The 15,788-nt window shown below is 65.3% G+C and carries 16 protein-coding genes; 5 read left to right on the forward strand and 11 right to left on the reverse strand.

Features of this window, described 5'->3' with window-relative positions; translation table 11 throughout:
* Positions 1–343: 343 nt before the first annotated feature.
* From NKH51_RS14730 to NKH51_RS14740, 3 genes are read right to left on the reverse strand one after another with little or no spacing between them, the layout of a single operon-like run.
* Entirely contained in the window at positions 344–1,264 is a 921-nt protein-coding gene (locus NKH51_RS14730) for an OapC/ArvC family zinc-ribbon domain-containing protein (protein WP_254762428.1), read from the reverse strand.
* The gene (locus NKH51_RS14735; protein WP_254762429.1) at positions 1,264–1,665 is read right to left on the reverse strand and encodes a DUF2073 domain-containing protein; all 402 of its coding nucleotides are present in this window, start codon (positions 1,663–1,665) and stop codon (positions 1,264–1,266) included. Before NKH51_RS14735 ends, NKH51_RS14730 begins: the two co-directional genes overlap by 1 nt.
* A 4-nt stretch (positions 1,666–1,669) precedes the next feature.
* Entirely contained in the window at positions 1,670–2,308 is a 639-nt protein-coding gene (locus NKH51_RS14740; RefSeq protein ID WP_254762430.1) for an Era-like GTP-binding protein, read from the reverse strand.
* A gap of 1,150 nt (positions 2,309–3,458) precedes the next feature.
* On the opposite strand from NKH51_RS14740, the gene NKH51_RS14745 reads away from it, so the two are divergent.
* Positions 3,459–5,189 (forward strand): Cdc6/Cdc18 family protein, encoded by a 1,731-nt coding sequence (locus NKH51_RS14745; protein WP_254762431.1) that lies wholly within the window; start codon positions 3,459–3,461, stop codon positions 5,187–5,189.
* A gap of 195 nt (positions 5,190–5,384) precedes the next feature.
* Here the strand turns inward: NKH51_RS14745 and NKH51_RS14750 are convergent, their stop codons facing one another.
* A complete protein-coding gene (locus NKH51_RS14750) occupies positions 5,385–6,332 on the reverse strand; it encodes a S26 family signal peptidase (protein WP_254762432.1) in 948 nt (315 codons plus the stop codon).
* A 64-nt stretch (positions 6,333–6,396) separates the two neighbouring features.
* Entirely contained in the window at positions 6,397–7,287 is an 891-nt protein-coding gene (locus NKH51_RS14755; RefSeq protein WP_254762433.1) for a S26 family signal peptidase, read from the reverse strand.
* A gap of 113 nt (positions 7,288–7,400) precedes the next feature.
* Here NKH51_RS14755 and NKH51_RS14760 point away from each other — a divergent pair, with 113 nt between their 5' ends.
* Positions 7,401–9,005: a DNA-directed DNA polymerase II small subunit gene (locus NKH51_RS14760; RefSeq protein WP_254762434.1), complete on the forward strand. Its 1,605-nt coding sequence runs from the start codon at positions 7,401–7,403 to the stop codon at positions 9,003–9,005.
* Positions 9,006–9,185: 180 nt separating this feature from the next.
* Here the strand turns inward: NKH51_RS14760 and NKH51_RS14765 are convergent, their stop codons facing one another.
* Positions 9,186–9,623, reverse strand: coding sequence for a hypothetical protein (locus NKH51_RS14765; RefSeq protein WP_254762435.1), 438 nt, complete (start codon positions 9,621–9,623; stop codon positions 9,186–9,188).
* Between the two features lie 215 nt (positions 9,624–9,838).
* On the opposite strand from NKH51_RS14765, the gene NKH51_RS14770 reads away from it, so the two are divergent.
* Positions 9,839–11,017, forward strand: a complete 1,179-nt coding sequence (locus NKH51_RS14770; RefSeq protein ID WP_254762436.1) for an aspartate kinase — start codon at positions 9,839–9,841, stop codon at positions 11,015–11,017.
* 150 nt (positions 11,018–11,167) lie between these two features.
* A complete protein-coding gene (locus NKH51_RS14775) occupies positions 11,168–11,590 on the forward strand; it encodes a hypothetical protein (RefSeq protein ID WP_254762437.1) in 423 nt (140 codons plus the stop codon).
* Between the two features lie 74 nt (positions 11,591–11,664).
* Here the strand turns inward: NKH51_RS14775 and NKH51_RS14780 are convergent, their stop codons facing one another.
* The 5 genes from NKH51_RS14780 to NKH51_RS14800 all read right to left on the reverse strand — a co-directional run bounded on the left by NKH51_RS14780 (position 11,665) and on the right by NKH51_RS14800 (position 14,661).
* Positions 11,665–12,033 (reverse strand): hypothetical protein, encoded by a 369-nt coding sequence (locus NKH51_RS14780; RefSeq protein WP_254762438.1) that lies wholly within the window; start codon positions 12,031–12,033, stop codon positions 11,665–11,667.
* A 72-nt stretch (positions 12,034–12,105) separates the two neighbouring features.
* Entirely contained in the window at positions 12,106–12,552 is a 447-nt protein-coding gene (locus NKH51_RS14785; RefSeq protein ID WP_254762439.1) for a GNAT family N-acetyltransferase, read from the reverse strand.
* Positions 12,553–12,555: 3 nt separating this feature from the next.
* Positions 12,556–13,098 carry a redoxin domain-containing protein gene (locus NKH51_RS14790; protein WP_254762440.1) on the reverse strand — a complete coding sequence of 181 codons (543 nt, stop codon included), beginning with the start codon at positions 13,096–13,098 and terminating at the stop codon, positions 12,556–12,558.
* Positions 13,099–13,137: 39 nt separating this feature from the next.
* Positions 13,138–13,461 (reverse strand): ubiquitin-like small modifier protein SAMP2, encoded by a 324-nt coding sequence (gene samp2 / locus NKH51_RS14795; protein ID WP_254762441.1) that lies wholly within the window; start codon positions 13,459–13,461, stop codon positions 13,138–13,140.
* 105 nt (positions 13,462–13,566) lie between these two features.
* A complete protein-coding gene (locus NKH51_RS14800; protein ID WP_254762442.1) occupies positions 13,567–14,661 on the reverse strand; it encodes a bactofilin family protein in 1,095 nt (364 codons plus the stop codon).
* Positions 14,662–14,792: 131 nt separating this feature from the next.
* Between NKH51_RS14800 and NKH51_RS14805 the strand changes: the two genes are divergently transcribed.
* Positions 14,793–15,785, forward strand: coding sequence for a replication factor C small subunit (locus tag NKH51_RS14805; protein ID WP_254762443.1), 993 nt, complete (start codon positions 14,793–14,795; stop codon positions 15,783–15,785).
* The last annotated feature ends 3 nt before the right edge of the window (positions 15,786–15,788 follow it).

Raw genomic sequence — 15,788 nt, forward strand, 5'->3', positions numbered from 1 at the left:
CGGCCGTCCGTCCAACTCGGTTCCAGTCCACCACGCCGGTAGTCGCTGCTCATCCGCGCCGACTCGAGGGCGTCGTAGACGGAGAATCCGTCAGGCGCGGACTGTCGATCGGTTCGGTGTCGGTCGTCCTCGAGTAGCGAGAGCGGCTATCGTCGATCCGGAACGCCTTCGAAAACCAGAGTTTCGAGTGGAATCCCCTTACGGGAACGTATACAGAACCGCCGCGTGAGTAGAACGGTTGCAGTCGAAACGAGCCGGTGGACGGCGGCCGGTCGCGGGACGGGACCGTCGGTCGGCAGATGCGGGCAAAGAGCGCGATACAGAGACCACCGCAGTCGGCGGGTCAGTCGTCACCGTCGTCGCCGCGCCACGAGTCGGGAACGTCGATGACGTACCGGCCGTCTTCTTGCAGCGAGATGATGTACTCGTCACGGTTGTAGAGCTCCATCAGATTGAGTTCGTACTGTCCCGGCCGAACGATCTTGATGCTCTCGAACTGCTCGTTGAGTTCCGCGCGGAGTTCCTCGATCGACGGCCGTTCGCCGCTCGGTTCGCTGACGACGCGGCCGTGTTCCGGTGGCGAATCATCGTCGCGCTCTGCCGTCGTTGACCCGTCGTGATCGACCGATCGACCGGCCGTTTCGTGTCCCGGTTCCCGCTGGTCGGTACCGCCAGCGTGCGGCGGAAGATCGTCGGACGGGACGACCTCGCTTCGAGCGTCGGCCTGTGCCGAGTTCTCGTCGTCCGCGAGCGTGGCAGTGGGTCGATCGGACGACGGATCCGGCCGCTCGGCGTCCAACTGGGTGTCGTCGTCGGGGCCGGCGGGCTCGCTCGAGCCGTCGGATCGATCTTCGGGTCGCCGTGCCGTCTCGGGCCACTCCTCGAACTCGCCGTCGGTCGGCGATTCGCGCTCGACGGGATCGGGTTTCGCACTCGAGGGCCAGGAGCCGTCGCCGTCGTCCGAGGAGCGAGCGGAGACGAACTCGCGGACGGTTTCTGCGGCCCGCGTGGTAACGCTGTCCGAGCCGGAGGTCGGTCGGGCGTCGCTCTCGCCGGCGTCGGCCGAGTCGGACGTGCCGGTCGCAGCGGGCGATCCCGAGGTGGCGGTCGCCCCCGCACCGCCACCCTCGTCGAACGATTCGGCTGCGGCCGTGGCCGTCGGCGCGAACTGGAACTTGTTCCCGCCGCAGTCGGGACAGCCCGATAACATCTCCTTGGAGCCGTCGGCGAACGTTCGGCCGCAGTTCGTACACTGATGAGGCATTAGTTGCGGGACACGAGCGCGCTGATGAGCGTTTCGTCTTTGTGAAGCGTTTCGATCTGGTTGGCCGGGCCGATCACCGTCAGTTTCGTCTCGGCCTGATCGCCGCCCATGATACGGCCGAGCAGCGACGAGTCGTGGGTGTCGGATTTGGGATAGGTCTCGATCTCGATCCCGTTGAACTCGTCGGGACTGATCTCGGCCATCGTCACCTCGATGAGTCGGCTCTCCTCGTCGGGCGTGAGCCCTTCCTCCAAGATGACGATGTTGCCGTCGTGGACGCCGTCTAAGATCATCCTGATCTTTTCCATCGTCGCCATCCCGTCCATGCGCTCGCCGCTGATCAGGTCGATCTGTACGCCGTCGGATGGCTCCGAGTCGTCCGCATTAGTTGCTTTCGGCATGGTATCACCCGAAGTACTCCGCGATCTTGTCGTAGACTTCGTCCATGTTGTCACCTTCCTTCGCGGAGAGGGGCACAGTCGTGTGCTGAGGGAAGGCGTCCTCGATCCGCTTGACGCTGGATTCGTCGAGGTCGATCTTGTTCGCGAAGATGAGAACCGGGAGATCGCGGGATTCGATGATGCCGATCAGCATCGTGTTGACCTGCGTGATCGGATCCTCAGCGCTGTCCAGGACATAGACAACGCCGTCGACGTCTTCTCGAAGCCAGTGCATCGCCTCGGCGACGCCCTCGGTCGCTTCCCGTGAGCGACGGATGGCGTCGTCTTCGTCCATCTCGTCGGTGAACTCCTCGTAGTCGACTTTGGTCGTCACGCCGGGCGTATCGACGATATCGATGGTCACCGTCTTCCCGTTGCGTTCGATCTCGACATTTTCTTTCCTGCGTGCGCGACGCGTCTCGTGAGGGATACGACTCTCCGCGCCGACGGCGTCACCCGTCCAATCGCGTGCGATGCGGTTTGCAAGCGTCGTCTTGCCTGCATTCGGCGGACCGTAGATACCGATTCGTTTGGGCTCCTGTTCCGAGAACAGGCGATCCGTAACCCGAGAGATACTATCTTTGAGTTCTGTGAACAGTCCCATCTGTGGGGGCCTCCAGCACCGCGGGGTGCATCTGCGCGTACTACTAACTGGACCCACTTAAGCCTACGTCAGACATGTAGACTGTCCTACGGGAGTGAATTGCCGCCACGAACGATCGTTCGGAACCGGGAGGACGGAACGACAAGGTGCGACCCAGTCGGAGAGGCCTCCTCGAGCATGCGCCCACGAAGCCAACCGGGTGTCGACAAGAGCCGCCATCGATACCGGGACACGTCGTGAGTTCCAGCCTTCCGGACACCCCCACCCCTTCGTTTCAACTGGAGAGCGACGAGAGACCCGGTGGAAACCAGCGCTGTCGAGGCGGAACGAACTGACCTCAACCCCCTCTTTTCCACTCGAGGCACGCATTGGACGATTTTGCGGCGGATTACGGCCGACGAGATCTCGCTAGTAATATCACGATCAGTCTAGTAACTCGAGACACCGTGAAACGGACTTCTAGGAGCAACTAGCAATACACAACAATCATCTAGTAAAGAAATCTATTCTGCTAGTTCTGCGGATACTGTTTCTTCGCTATTGTTATAAAACCTCTCATCACTAGAGACACCTTCGACCCCCACCCTCCCTTTCGAGCGTTCCACCTGAAACGAAGGGGTGGGGGGCTTCCCGATAGCTGACCTGTCTCTTCCGGACCCGGAATCCCATTCGACGAGGATCCTCCATTTCGACCGAGTCGGCGGATCACGGATGCGGATGGATCACAATCTCTGACCGTTGTAGTCACAGTCGGTCTCCCATCTCTCGTCACCGGCGGACTCGCGTCTCCATCAAAAGTTCCAGCAGTGACGGTCCGGCAGTGATACGGAGCTCCGGTGAAAGGAACGTACCGGCCGACGAGACAGAATATCGATCACGGTGCCCTGTTTCGTCGTCGTTTCGACTCGAACCGCCCCCCTCTCGGGACCGTTCGACTGACTTCGCTGCGAACGAGCGGCGTTATCGGTCCCGTACTGGGGACGGGAAAGGAAGAATTTATTAGCATGCTTTTCCTCTGGTTCGTTTGCATCAACTGGACCCGAATCGAGATCTGGAAACGATAGATACCCTCGCGGAGGCTATCACGCCGTGAAATTTCCACCTCTTGGTTCGGCGCTCCACTCGAAATAAGGGGGTTCGTGTACGACGAATGTCAGACGATAACTCAGAGATTGCGGGTTCGGACGAGGTCGATATCGACGAAACGAGCGGGTTCTCGACGAACCTCGAGAACGCGGATCTCGGTGACGAGGAGTCGAATCAGGGCCTGTTCGACGACCTGCTCAGCGGCGAGCCGATCTTCGAGAACAAGGAAGTCCTCCGACCCTCCTATACGCCACACGAACTCCCCCATCGGAGCGATCAGATCAACAAGATGGCGACGATTCTCGTCGCCGCGCTCCGCGGGGAAACGCCGTCGAACATCCTCATATACGGCAAAACCGGCACCGGAAAGACGGCGAGCGCGAAGTTCGTCAGCAAGGAACTCGAGAGCACCTCCCAGAAGTACAGCGTCCCGTGTGACGTCGAGTACATCAACTGTGAGGTCACGGACACACAGTATCGCGTCCTCGCACAGCTCGCGAACAAGTTCATCGAGAAGAACAAAGCACGGATCGACGACCGTGTCGCCGACCTCGAGTCGTTACTCGAAGAACTCGAGGAGTTCGAGGACGACCGAACGTCCACCGCGGGCGACGGCAGCGCCGACGACGCGACGGCATCCGATCCGTTCGACTTCGTCTCGGACGAGGAAATCGAGTCACCTCCCGACAGTTCGAATGGAGACGATATCGAGACGGAGTCTGGTGATTCTCCACCTGAAGCGGAGGGGTCTTCTGAGCGGACGACGCCGACGGCCAACGACACTGAGCGCGATCCCGCGACGGAGTCGACGGCGCTGGAATCCGAGCACCCGCTCGAGTCGACGCCGTTCGACGATCGAAACGCGGTCGAGGAGCGAATCGCGGACCTCGAGGACGACAAGGACTCGTTCGAGGAGGTCCCGATGACCGGCTGGCCGACTGACCGGGTCTACAGCGTCTTCTTCGATGCCGTCGACTACGACGAGCGGGTCGTCGTCATCATGCTAGACGAGATCGACAAACTCGTCGAGAAAAGCGGCGACGACACGCTCTATAACCTCTCGCGGATGAACTCCGAACTCGAGAACTCCCGGGTCTCGATCATCGGCATCTCGAACGACCTCAAGTTCACCGATTTCCTCGACCCGCGGGTCAAGTCCTCGCTGGGCGAAGAGGAGATCGTCTTCCCGCCCTACGACGCGAACCAGTTGCGGGACATCCTCGAGCACCGCTCGGAAGTCGCGTTCAAGGGGGGTGCGCTCTCGTCGGACGTAATCCCGCTGTGTGCGGCCTTCGCCGCGCAGGAACACGGGGACGCGCGACGCGCGCTAGACTTACTGCGGACCGCCGGTGAACTCGCCGAGCGCTCCCAGGCCGAGACGATCGTCGAGGAACACGTCCGGCAGGCCCAGGACAAGATCGAACTCGACCGCGTCGTCGAGGTCGTCCGCACCCTTCCGACCCAGAGCAAGCTCGTCCTCTTCGCGATCATCTTGCTCGAGAAAAATGGCGTCCACAGCATCAACACGGGCGAGGTGTTCAACATCTACAAGCGCCTCTGCGAGGAGATCGACGCGGACGTGTTGACCCAGCGGCGGGTCACGGACCTCATCAGCGAACTCGACATGCTGGGGATCGTCAACGCCATCGTCGTCTCGAAGGGCCGATACGGCCGGACCAAGGAGATCAGCCTCTCCGTTCCACTCGAAGAGACGGAGGCCGTGCTTCTGAGCGACTCCCGACTGAGCGACATCGACGACGTGCAGCCGTTCGTCCAGGCCCGATTCGAGAACTGAACGCGCCGTTCCCGACTCTCTTCTCGACTCCCCGGTCGTCGTTCGCCGTCTCGCGTTTCCCCCCGTTTCGACTCGAGCGTGGCTGGCGAGGAGAGGTCACTGCTGTCTCGACGCGCGCCGCCGGCAGCCAGCGCCGGGAACGAATGGAAAAGGGAGGCGGAGCGATGCAACCGAGCGCGAAGCGACACGGCTGACTCAGCGACGATATCGAGTGGCGGCTGCTGCGGTACCGACACCGGCGACGGCGGCCATGCCGGCGAACTCGCCGTCGAGTCCGGAGCTGGAGGGTCCGGAAGGCGTCGGCGTCACCGCTGTCGTCGCGGGTGCCGCTCCTTGTAGCGGCGGACTCGAGGGCGCTGTCGGGACGATCATCCCGCCGAGGAGTTTGTCGAAGGTCAGGCGGACGTGGCCGAGCCACGGGATGCGGACCATCGCTTTGCCGGTGATCCACTCCGGTTTGACCACAGTCGTGTCAGCGCCGCCACTCAACTGATCGTAGCTCGGATTGTGATCGCCTTTCGTGATGAATCCTGCATGGGGTGCGGGACAGGTACGAACGTCATTGCAGGATACGTCACCGACGAGTTCTTCGCTCGCCTTGGTCTGGATCCAGTTTTCGTCCTCCTCGACCCAGAAGCGAGCGCGGTGAATCACCGGCGTCTTCCGTTCACTCCCTCCTGGTTTGAAGACGATTACGTCGCCTGCTTTCCCGAACTTCTTATGACCGGCTTCTTTCCCTTCCTCGAGGGTGACGATACCAGTACCCTGAACGGCTGCATCGCCGGCGAAGCGCCCCTCCTCGGCGATGAAGATCAGGTCGCCGCGTTCCATGTGGGGTTCCATGCTGCCGCTTTCCACCGCGACGAGCGGCGGCCAGATGCCGCTGATTCCGAACAGCAGGAGGCCGACGACGGCGACGATGGCGACGCTGCTCAGCACGTCGCGTACCATCATGACGCTCTCGTCGTCGGTCTCTAAGAACCAGCGGACGACTCCGTCGTCTTCGATCGTCACGGCGTCGGGATCGGGAGCCGATCGGGGCGGACCGCCCGACGCTCGAGACGCCCCGGCGCTGCTGTCCTGCCGGCCGCCCTCGTCGTCGCCGGGATCGTCTGGCGGACTCCCGGAGCTAGAACCGCTCATCGTGACCCGTTTTGCCGGGGTCGACAATCAACTTTCTGTTCGTCGGAGCGCGAAACGGAGTGCGTTACGAGCCGCCCCTGTCCGATCCGGCGAGGGCTCCGAACAGGAGTAGCGCGACCGCACCTGCCAAGACGACGCCGATGATCGAGCCGAGGCCGACCGCCGAGCGAATCGAGTCGACCAGTAGTCGAATCATGCCGAGTTGCGGCATCTTGAACATCGCTTTGCCGGTGACCCAGTCGGGGCTGACGACGGTGGTCTCCGACCCGGAGCGTGGCAGCTGGTCGTACGCCGGGTTGGCGTCGCCTTTCGTCACGAACCCGTCGTGGGGTGCCGGACACGAGCGGATGTCCGCGCAGGTCGCGCCCTCGAGAGAGCCGGGATCGGCCGTCGTCTGCACCCAGTTTTCGCCTGCCTCGACCCAGAAGTGTGCGCGGTGGATCACCGGCGTCGCGGTCGGGTCGCCGTTCGGCCGGAAGACGATCACGTCTCCGGGCTTCCCGAACTTTCGATAGCCGTTTTCTCGCCCTTGCTCGAGGGTGACGACGCCGGTTCCCTCGACGGCACCGTCGCCGGCGAACCGGCCCTCCTCGACGACGAAGACGATATCGCCGGCGTGCATGTTCGGCGTCATACTCCCGCTTTCGATGGCGACGAGCACCGGAAACTGGCCGCTAATTAAGAACAGCAGGAGCCCGACGATCGCGACGATGGCGAGGCTCGCCAGGACGACGCGGACGGCCGACACCGTTCGGTCGTCGGTCTCGAGGAACCAGCGAACGAGTCCGTCTTCGATTCGGACGGTCTCGTCGCGCCGGACTCGAGCCGAGCGATCCCCCAGCGGCCGCGGATCGCCGACCGAAGCGTCGTCGCTCGGGTGCTCGTCGGCTCCCGGCCGTCCGGCTCGGGAATCGGCGTGGGGACGGCCCGAGTCGCCGGCGTCGCGCCCGTTCATCGGACACCCGTTTCTCGGACCGGGGCATCAACCTTCCGGCGAATTATGTCGTCTCGTCGCTCGATGGCCCGGGATCCGCTATCCTTTTGCCGTCGCTCGCGAATGTCTGGGCTGTGCCACTCGAGGCTCCGGCGCGGATCGTCAGCGAACTCACGAGCCGCGGCTACAACGTCGAGCGCGAGGCGGTCACCCGGCTCGCCGCCGCCGACGATCCGAGCGCGGCCCTCGAGCGCGTGCTCGAGGGGGTTCCCGACGACGCGCTGGTCGTTCGGACAAACCACGTGACGGCCGCGCTCTCGACGGCCGACGCCGCGGACGTCGTCGATGGGCAGGGACTCGCCGATGGCGGTGCCGTCGATCCGGCTTCGACGGCCGCGAACGCGTCTCCCCCCGCCGAGTCGACCCCCTCCGTTTCAACTGGAACTGACCTACCCACGGCCGGCGAATCGACCGATCGATCTCCAGTCGAAACGGAGGGGTCGTCTCGCATCGAACGCTCCGTGGATCCCGCCCTGCGGTCGCTCGAGATCGTCGGCGATATGACCGGCGAGAGCACGGGAACCGGCGAGTACAGCGACTTCGTCTCCGTCTTTCGCGACCGACTCGACAGACTCGGCGGCAAGCTCCGCGGCCGAGTCAACCACCGGCCGGCCTCGGCGATCCAGAACATGCCCGGCGGTAGCGAGGCCGGGATGGTCGGGCTGGTCAACGATATCCGGTCGACCGCCAGCGGCCACTGGCTGATCGAACTCGAGGACGCGACCGGGACCTTCCCGTGGCTCGTGATGAAAGACCGGGAGTACGTCGACCTCGTCGACGAATTGCTGTGCGACGAGGTGCTGGCGATGGAGGGGACGCTGGCGGACGACTCGGGGATCGCCTTCGTCGACTCGATGTACTTCCCGGATGTCCCCCGGACCCACGAGCCGTCGACGGCCGACCGCCACGTGCAGGCGGCGCTGATCAGCGACGTCCACGTCGGCAGCCAGGAGTTCATGGCGGACGCCTGGAACGCCTTTGCCGATTGGCTTCACACCGAGCAGGCCCAGCACGTCGAGTACCTGCTGATCGCCGGCGACATGGTCGAGGGCGTCGGCGTCTATCCCGATCAGGACGAGGAACTCGACATCGTCGACATCTACGAGCAGTACGAGGCGTTCAACGAGCACCTGAAGCAAGTACCCGGCGACCTCGAGATCGTCATGATCCCCGGCAACCACGACGCGGTCCGCCTCGCGGAACCACAGCCGGGGTTCGACGAGGAACTCCGGGGGATCATGTCCGCCCACGACCCACAGATCGTGAGCAACCCCTCGACGGTGACCGTAGAGGGGGTCTCCGTCCTGATGTACCACGGCGTCTCGCTGGACGAAGTCATCGCGGAACTCCCCGAGGAGAAAGCCAGCTACGACGACCCCCACAAGGCGATGTACCACCTCCTCAAGAAGCGCCACGTCGCGCCGCAGTTCGGCGGCCACACGCGCCTCGCGCCCGAAGAGCGCGATTACCTCGTGATGGAGGAAGTCCCCGACATCTTCCATACCGGTCACGTCCACAAACTCGGCTTCGGCAAGTACCACAACGTCCTCGCAATCAACTCCGGCTGCTGGCAGGCCCAGACTGACTTCCAGAAGAGCGTCAACATCGACCCCGACGCCGGCTTCGCCCCGATCGTCGATCTGGATACGCTCGACGTGACGGTCCAGAAGTTTTCCTGAACCGAACTTTTGCGCTGCGGGCGCGGCGGAGCCGCGCCCTCGGCAACACGTTGATGAAAAGCACTCCTCCCTCCGATCCGAACGCGTAGCGTTCTCCACATCGGTCGTCGGCCCGCTCGTTCGCGCCTTCGGCACTCACTCGCGGTACAACTCCTCGCTTCGAGGCCGTCTCACGTTCTCCTACGGCTCGAGTCGAAACCGTACTGTCGGGGAGCCGTCGAACTGCGGGCCGCGACCGCGTCGTTCGAAGCCGACTTCTTCGGCGGCGCGGTGGATCGGCTCCGCGTCCTGCGAAGCGAGCACCTCAACGGCCATCGACTCGCGCTCGGCGAATCGGACGGGTTCGCCCAGCAGCCGTTTACAGGCCTCGTCCGTGCCATCGAGCTGGGTGACGTGTACGGTGTCTTCGCGGGCGTCGAAGCTGATAAATCCGAGTAAGTCCTCCGGGTCCGAGCCGTCGTACTGCGAGTCCGAGACATCGGCGTTCGGATCGTGGTTCCCATCCTCGGCGACGCGCACCGTCCGGTCGTGGACGAGATTTCGCATTACGTCCGTCGGGGAGTCCGCGATCGACGCGAGCGCGTCTGCGTCGGCTTCGAGTGCATCCCGTACGTTCATCGACGTATGGTAATGATGCGCGTGACAATAAATCCCGGTCGCGACCGAGCGAGCGATCGGTCGGCTGTCAGCGCGGCGTCGACGACTCGTCCGTCGGTCTCTGCAGCCGGGGCAGGTAAAAACACGGGCGATGGGACACAGTTATCTGCCCGCTCTGGTAACGGTTCGGGTATGAGTCACAGCATCGCAATGCGGGCCGTCCGCGAGGTGGCAGCATGCGCGTCGTAGCCAAGTTCGGTGGGACGAGTCTGGGGAGCGGCGACCGGATCAACCGCGCCGCCGACTCGATCGCCGCGGCCGTCGAGGATGGCCACGAGATCGCCGTCGTCGCCAGCGCCATGGGGTCGACCACGGACGAACTGCTCGACGAGATCACCTTCGAGACCGACGAGGCCGACCGCGCCCAGATCGTCAGCATGGGCGAGCGAACGTCGGTTCGGATGCTCAAGGCTGCCCTGTCGGCCCGCGGCATCGACGCGACCTTTTTAGAGCCTGGCAGTGACGAGTGGCCGATCGTCACCGACGAGTACGGCGAGGTCGATGTCGAGGAGACCCAGCGACGCGCTGCGAAGGTCGCCGCGGAACTCGATGGGACGGTGCCGGTCATCACCGGCTTCCTCGCGGAGGGGCCGGACGGTTCGATCACCACGCTCGGCCGGGGCGGCAGCGACACCACGGCGGTCATGATGGGCAAGTACATGGACGCCGACGAGGTCGTCATCGTGACCGACGTCGAGGGCGTCATGACCGGCGATCCCCACGTCGTCGAAGGGGCCCGCAACGTCGGCGAAATCTCCGTCGACGAACTTCGGAATCTGTCCTTCCGCGGGGCCGAGGTCGTCGCTCCCTCCGCGCTGTCGTACAAGGACGGCAAACTCGACGTTCGTGTCGTCCACTACCAGCACGGCGACCTCCTCTCGGGCGGGACGAGCATCGAAGGCGAGTTCCGGAACCTCGTCGACCTGCGCGAGCGGCCGCTGGCCTGTCTGACCGTCGCCGGTCGGGCGATCCGCAACCAGCCCGGCATCTTCAACCACCTCTCGGAGGCGCTTGCCGAGAGCGACGTCAACATCGACGCCGTCGCCAGCGGCATGGACACCGTCACGTTCTACATCGACGAGGAAGAGGCCGAACGCGCCGAGAACATCCTCCACCGCGAGGTCATCGCTCGCGACGAACTCTCCTCGGTCACCGTCGACTCGCCGGTCGCCGTCATCCGCGTCACCGGCGGCGAACTCCCCAACCAGCCGGGGATCATCAGCGAGATCGTCAACCCCCTCGCCGAGGCGCGCATCCACCTGAACGATATCATCACGAGCGCGACCAGCGTCGCCCTCTTCGTCGACTGGGACGACCGCGAGGAGACCTTAGAGCTCACTCAGGACCTGTTCTGAGCCGCGACCTCGTTCGACGTTCGGTCCCGGTGTTCGGGTTCCGATCGCGGACAAGTAGGGGGCCGTGACTATCGTTGCAGCGAATGAAACGACCTGCTAGCCAGTGGTAACAGCATCGTAACGAAGGGGGGTGACGGTGCCTTCAGCGCTATGAGCAGCGACCCGACAGTGACGGAGGTCTTCGAGGAGATCGAACCAGACCCGGACGCGATCCTCGGGGCGTTCGACGCGGACTCCCCCGAGTCCGTCCTCGAGGGGGCCGGCGAGCACGACCCGGTTCCCGACGACGCGGTCGACGCCGACGACGTGACCGCCAGCGAGGTGTTCGCGGACCTGAAAGCGATCTCGCTCGAGGTTTCGGACGCCGAGACGAGGGACGAACCCGCCGCGGAGACGGCATATGCGACGGGCCATCACGAGTCCGGCGGCCGGAGGAGTACCGCCTCCGACGGCGACTGGAAACTGGTCGGTCCCGAACCACCGGCGACGAGAATCGAAAACGACGCCTTCGGCGGGTTCGGCTTCGAGCCAGACGGCGACGCCACGGCCGAGTTCGCCTGGATCGACGTATAGCTCCGGGGCGTCGGCTGGTTCGGAACCGATAGCGGGTGACCTCCTCGAGCGAGAAAACGGTCGCCGAGGCCCGGCTACAGACTCGCGATGACCGCACGAGCCCGGTCCCGGAGCGTCGGTTCCGGTTCTGGCTCGGACCGGCCGCGGAATCGCTGTTTCGCGATGGTTCGGACCCCGCGCGAGGCGGCGTCGGAGGTGGCGATATCGGCCGCCCAGTCCGGCAACTGGGACTCGAGTTCCCGCTGTTTTTCGGCTTTGATCTTGCTGAACCGACGCAGTACCAGTCCGACGCCGAGGAAGAGGCCGGCGTCGAGCAACTCGCGTCTGAACCGCTCTCGATCCTTTCGGACCGCGATCGCTTTCGCCAGCGAGAGGGCACCGATCGCCAGATAGACCTTCGAACTCTTCGACGGATCGCCGCTGAGCATCCGTTGGAGCGCCATGCGAGAGATTCCTACCACGCTCTGTCGGATAAAACTGCGCTGGCAGGAGACGGGTTCCGTCGGTGCCGCCGATCACGCGCGCTCGGCGGTCACCGCGACGCCGCGGTTTCGCCGCTCGTCGATCGGCTCGATCGAAAACCCCAGTCGCTCGTAGAACGGGCGCACGCCGTCGTCGAACCGGGCCGTGAGCCGTCCCTCGCGTTCGAGGGCGCGTTCGATCAACGCTCGGCCGATCCCCTGGCCCCGATGGCGACGCCGGACGCCGATCGCGCCGACGTGCGCGCCGGAGTCGGCCGCTATGGGCTCGAGGACGGCCGTGCCGAGGATCCGCTCGCTGCCGTCGTCGCCGTCGCTACTGCCACCGTGGCCGTCGGTCTCCGTTCCCCCTCGTCGATCGCCCGCGACGAGGACGTCCCCGGCGGCGATCCGCTCCTCGACGTCGCCGGGCTCGAGCAACGCGGCGTCGAGGATCCGTCGGACCTCGAGGGCGTCGTCTGGGGTGGCGGTACGGACGAACATGCGTCACGAACAGCGGTCGGCCTGGGCCAACAGGGCGTCGATTTCGGGTCGGTCGAGGATCGTTTCGCCGCGGTAGGCCGCGGCGATCGGCAACTCGTCCGTGTCGGCGTCGCGCACGTCGAACACGATCGCGGCGGGCATCCGGCCGACGAGGTCGAACCGCCGGCCGAGCGTGCCGAGACGAACGGGCTGGTCGAAGGCGTCGCCGAGCCTCGCCTCCGGGTCCGCGCAGATCGGGTACGGCAGCTCGTACTGCTCTTGCCACTCTCGGACCCGCTCGCGCGGTTCGGGGACGATCGAGACGACCTCACAGCCCCGCTCGCGGAACTCGTCGTACCGGTCGCCGATCGCCCGGACCTGCCGGCGACACTGCCCGGCGTGGTGGTCGCGGTGGAGCAACAGGACGACGGCGTCGTAGGTGGGATCCGACTCGTCGGTCGTCGTCGGATCGGTCGGCACGACCGGTTCGGTCAGGTCCACGAGCGCGAGCGGATCCGGCCCCGGTCCGACGTTCGGCAGGGCCACCTCGACGGGGTTGCTGTGCATATTGCCCTTTCCCTGCGGCCCGGCAAAACGACCGGGCTTTCACTCCCCTGCGTCGACCCGTCGTCTCCTTTCGTCGGCCGTCGCGGGCGGTTCGTTACTCGAGCGGGCGTCGCTGCCGCCCTTGATGAGCCGCAACACCGTCACGTGGTCGTGTTCGACCGGCTGATCCTCCGGGACCGGTCGCCCGTCGACGAGGACGCTCACTTCGTGGGGGCTCAGATCGATCTCGCGGAGCAGGTCCGCGTAGGTCGGCGTCGTATCGGCCTCGGAACCGCCAGCGCTCTCGTCCGCCTCGGCGTCTGCCACCGCCTCGAGTTCGAGTTCGAAGGTATCCTCGCCCTTGACGTCGACGGTGACGTGCATACCTCGAGTTGCGGGAGGAGGGCCTTGAGCGCGTCGCTCCGTGAGTATCGGGCGCGCCGCTCGAGCATGGCCGTCCGGGGCCGAGCCGCGGTCCGCGAGGCCGCGTCAGTCGGTCGTCGGCTCGTCGGTGCCGGGACCGACCCGTCGATCGCGCTCCCGCTCTCGAGCCCGCCGCCGGTGTCCGTACAGCCCGCGGGCGATCGCACCGAGCCCTAGCAGCAGGAAGACGAAGTTGATCGCGCCGCCGACGATGGGGAGTCTCGAGAGGGCGGCCCCGCCGAGTAGCCCGACGACGAGCGCCAGCCAGCGGTTCCCGATTCCGACCGCCGAGAGGAGCCACGCCGCGACGGCGAACTGGCCGTAGACGGTGCCGATCCACAGTAGCAGGGCGAACGCGATCGCGCCGAGGACCGCGAGCGGAATCCCGACGACGGTGATCGCGAGCGCGATCAGCAGTATCGGGATGCCGACGAAGACGCCGAGCCCGGCCAGCCCGGAGCGCAGCGGGCCCGTCGAGACGCTGTCGGCGACGCCGCCGGAGAACCGCGGGAACAGCGCGAGCAGCGCGGCCCCGAGCAGCAGGTTCACCGCGAAGGCGTAGACCGCGAACAGCCACGACGCGAACGGTTGGACTGTCGGCGCCACGTCGATGCCGAGCGAGGAATCTTCCTGAATCGCGCCCGCGACCGCATCGGTGTTGCCCTGCAGATCGCCGTCGTATCGCAGGTCGCCCGCGATCGAGGCGGTGTCGCCCAGTCGGATCGTGTCCGCGCCGATCACCGCGTCGCTCTCGAGGGTCCCGTCGACGACTACGTTCCCGCCGCCGGCCGTAAACTCGCCGCCGACGGTGCCGGACTCGGTCACCGTCACGCTCCCACCGGCGGCCTCGACGTTTCCGTTGACGGCTCCCGCGATGGTCACGCTCCCGCCGGCCGCCTCGAGATCGCCGTTGACCTGACCCGTGTTCGCGATCGTCACGTCGCCCCCGACGGCGCTCACGTCGCCGGTGACCGTGCCGCGAACGACGACCGTGCCGCCGAACGCCTCGAGGTCGTCGACCGTCTCTCCCTCGTCGACAACGACGGTGCCGCCGGCCTGTGCGCCGGACTGGGCGGCGACCGTCATCGGAACGATACCGATGATCACGACCGCGACCAGCAACGCGACGACGAGCCGTGATCGGTGGTTTTCCCCATCCATAGGACGGTCTCCAACGAGCAGATAGAAAAACGTGTTACGCAGATATCAGTATCCGTGGCGGTTTCGACGGCGGCTCGAGAGGCGAGAACGCCCTTCGGGCGATTTATCTTGCGCCCGCGCCTTCGACCGGTATGAGCGAGGCCGACGCCGAGGCAGCGGAGCCCACCCCCGGGAAGACGGAAGTCTGGATCGAGAAGTACCGACCGGAGCGCCTCGACGAGATCAAGGGCCACGAGAACATCGTCCCGCGACTCCAGCGGTACGTCGAGCAGGACGACCTGCCGCATCTCATGTTCGCGGGGCCGGCGGGTACGGGCAAAACCACCGCCGCACAGGCCATCGCCCGCGAGGTCTACGACGACGACTGGCGCGAGAACTTCCTCGAGTTGAACGCCTCCGACCAGCGCGGGATCGACGTCGTCCGCGACCGGATCAAGGACTTCGCGCGCTCGAGTTTCGGCGGCTACGACCACCGCATCATCTTCTTGGACGAGGCCGACGCGCTGACCTCCGACGCCCAGTCGGCCCTGCGCCGGACGATGGAGCAGTTCTCGAACAACACGCGCTTTATTCTCTCGTGTAACTACTCGAGCCAGATCATCGATCCGATCCAGTCGCGGTGTGCGGTCTTCCGATTCACCGAGCTCACCGAGGACGCCATCGAGGCCCAGGTCCGCGAAATCGCCGCCGAAGAGGGGATCGCAGTCACCGACGACGGCGTCGACGCCTTGGTCTACGCGGCCGACGGCGACATGCGGAAGGCGATCAACGCTTTGCAGGCCGCCGCAGTGATGGGCGAGACCGTCGACGAGGAGACCGTCTTCGCGATCACTGCCACCGCCCGCCCCGAGGAGGTCGAGGCGATGGTCGATCACGCCATCGCCGGCGACTTCACCGCCGCCCGCGCCGCCTTGGAGGACCTGCTGACCGACCGCGGCCTCGCCGGCGGCGACGTGATCGACCAACTGCACCGCTCCGCCTGGGAGTTCGATATCCCCGAACAGGCGACCGTCCGGCTGCTCGAGCGGCTGGGCGAAGTCGACTACCGGATCACCGAGGGTGCGAACGAACGGCTCCAACTCGAGGCGATGCTGGCGTCGCTGGCGCTCGAGAACGAGGCGTAGTCG

Source organism: Natrinema marinum, from assembly GCF_024296685.1.
Classification (GTDB): domain Archaea; phylum Halobacteriota; class Halobacteria; order Halobacteriales; family Natrialbaceae; genus Natrinema; species Natrinema marinum.

Bases quoted from the DNA above. Each gene is read 5' to 3' on its own strand.
- NKH51_RS14745 (WP_254762431.1), top strand. From the start codon at position 3,459: ATGTCAGACGATAACTCAGAGATTGCGGGTTCGGACGAGGTCGATATC.
- NKH51_RS14735 (WP_254762429.1), bottom strand. From the start codon at position 1,665: ATGCCGAAAGCAACTAATGCGGACGACTCGGAGCCATCCGACGGCGTA.
- NKH51_RS14755 (WP_254762433.1), bottom strand. From the start codon at position 7,287: ATGAACGGGCGCGACGCCGGCGACTCGGGCCGTCCCCACGCCGATTCC.
- NKH51_RS14730 (WP_254762428.1), bottom strand. From the start codon at position 1,264: ATGCCTCATCAGTGTACGAACTGCGGCCGAACGTTCGCCGACGGCTCC.
- NKH51_RS14805 (WP_254762443.1), top strand. From the start codon at position 14,793: ATGAGCGAGGCCGACGCCGAGGCAGCGGAGCCCACCCCCGGGAAGACG.
- NKH51_RS14750 (WP_254762432.1), bottom strand. From the start codon at position 6,332: ATGAGCGGTTCTAGCTCCGGGAGTCCGCCAGACGATCCCGGCGACGAC.
- samp2 (WP_254762441.1), bottom strand. From the start codon at position 13,461: ATGCACGTCACCGTCGACGTCAAGGGCGAGGATACCTTCGAACTCGAA.
- NKH51_RS14740 (WP_254762430.1), bottom strand. From the start codon at position 2,308: ATGGGACTGTTCACAGAACTCAAAGATAGTATCTCTCGGGTTACGGAT.
- NKH51_RS14775 (WP_254762437.1), top strand. From the start codon at position 11,168: ATGAGCAGCGACCCGACAGTGACGGAGGTCTTCGAGGAGATCGAACCA.
- NKH51_RS14790 (WP_254762440.1), bottom strand. From the start codon at position 13,098: ATGCACAGCAACCCCGTCGAGGTGGCCCTGCCGAACGTCGGACCGGGG.
- NKH51_RS14765 (WP_254762435.1), bottom strand. From the start codon at position 9,623: ATGAACGTACGGGATGCACTCGAAGCCGACGCAGACGCGCTCGCGTCG.
- NKH51_RS14780 (WP_254762438.1), bottom strand. From the start codon at position 12,033: ATGGCGCTCCAACGGATGCTCAGCGGCGATCCGTCGAAGAGTTCGAAG.
- NKH51_RS14785 (WP_254762439.1), bottom strand. From the start codon at position 12,552: ATGTTCGTCCGTACCGCCACCCCAGACGACGCCCTCGAGGTCCGACGG.
- NKH51_RS14770 (WP_254762436.1), top strand. From the start codon at position 9,839: ATGCGCGTCGTAGCCAAGTTCGGTGGGACGAGTCTGGGGAGCGGCGAC.
- NKH51_RS14800 (WP_254762442.1), bottom strand. From the start codon at position 14,661: ATGGATGGGGAAAACCACCGATCACGGCTCGTCGTCGCGTTGCTGGTC.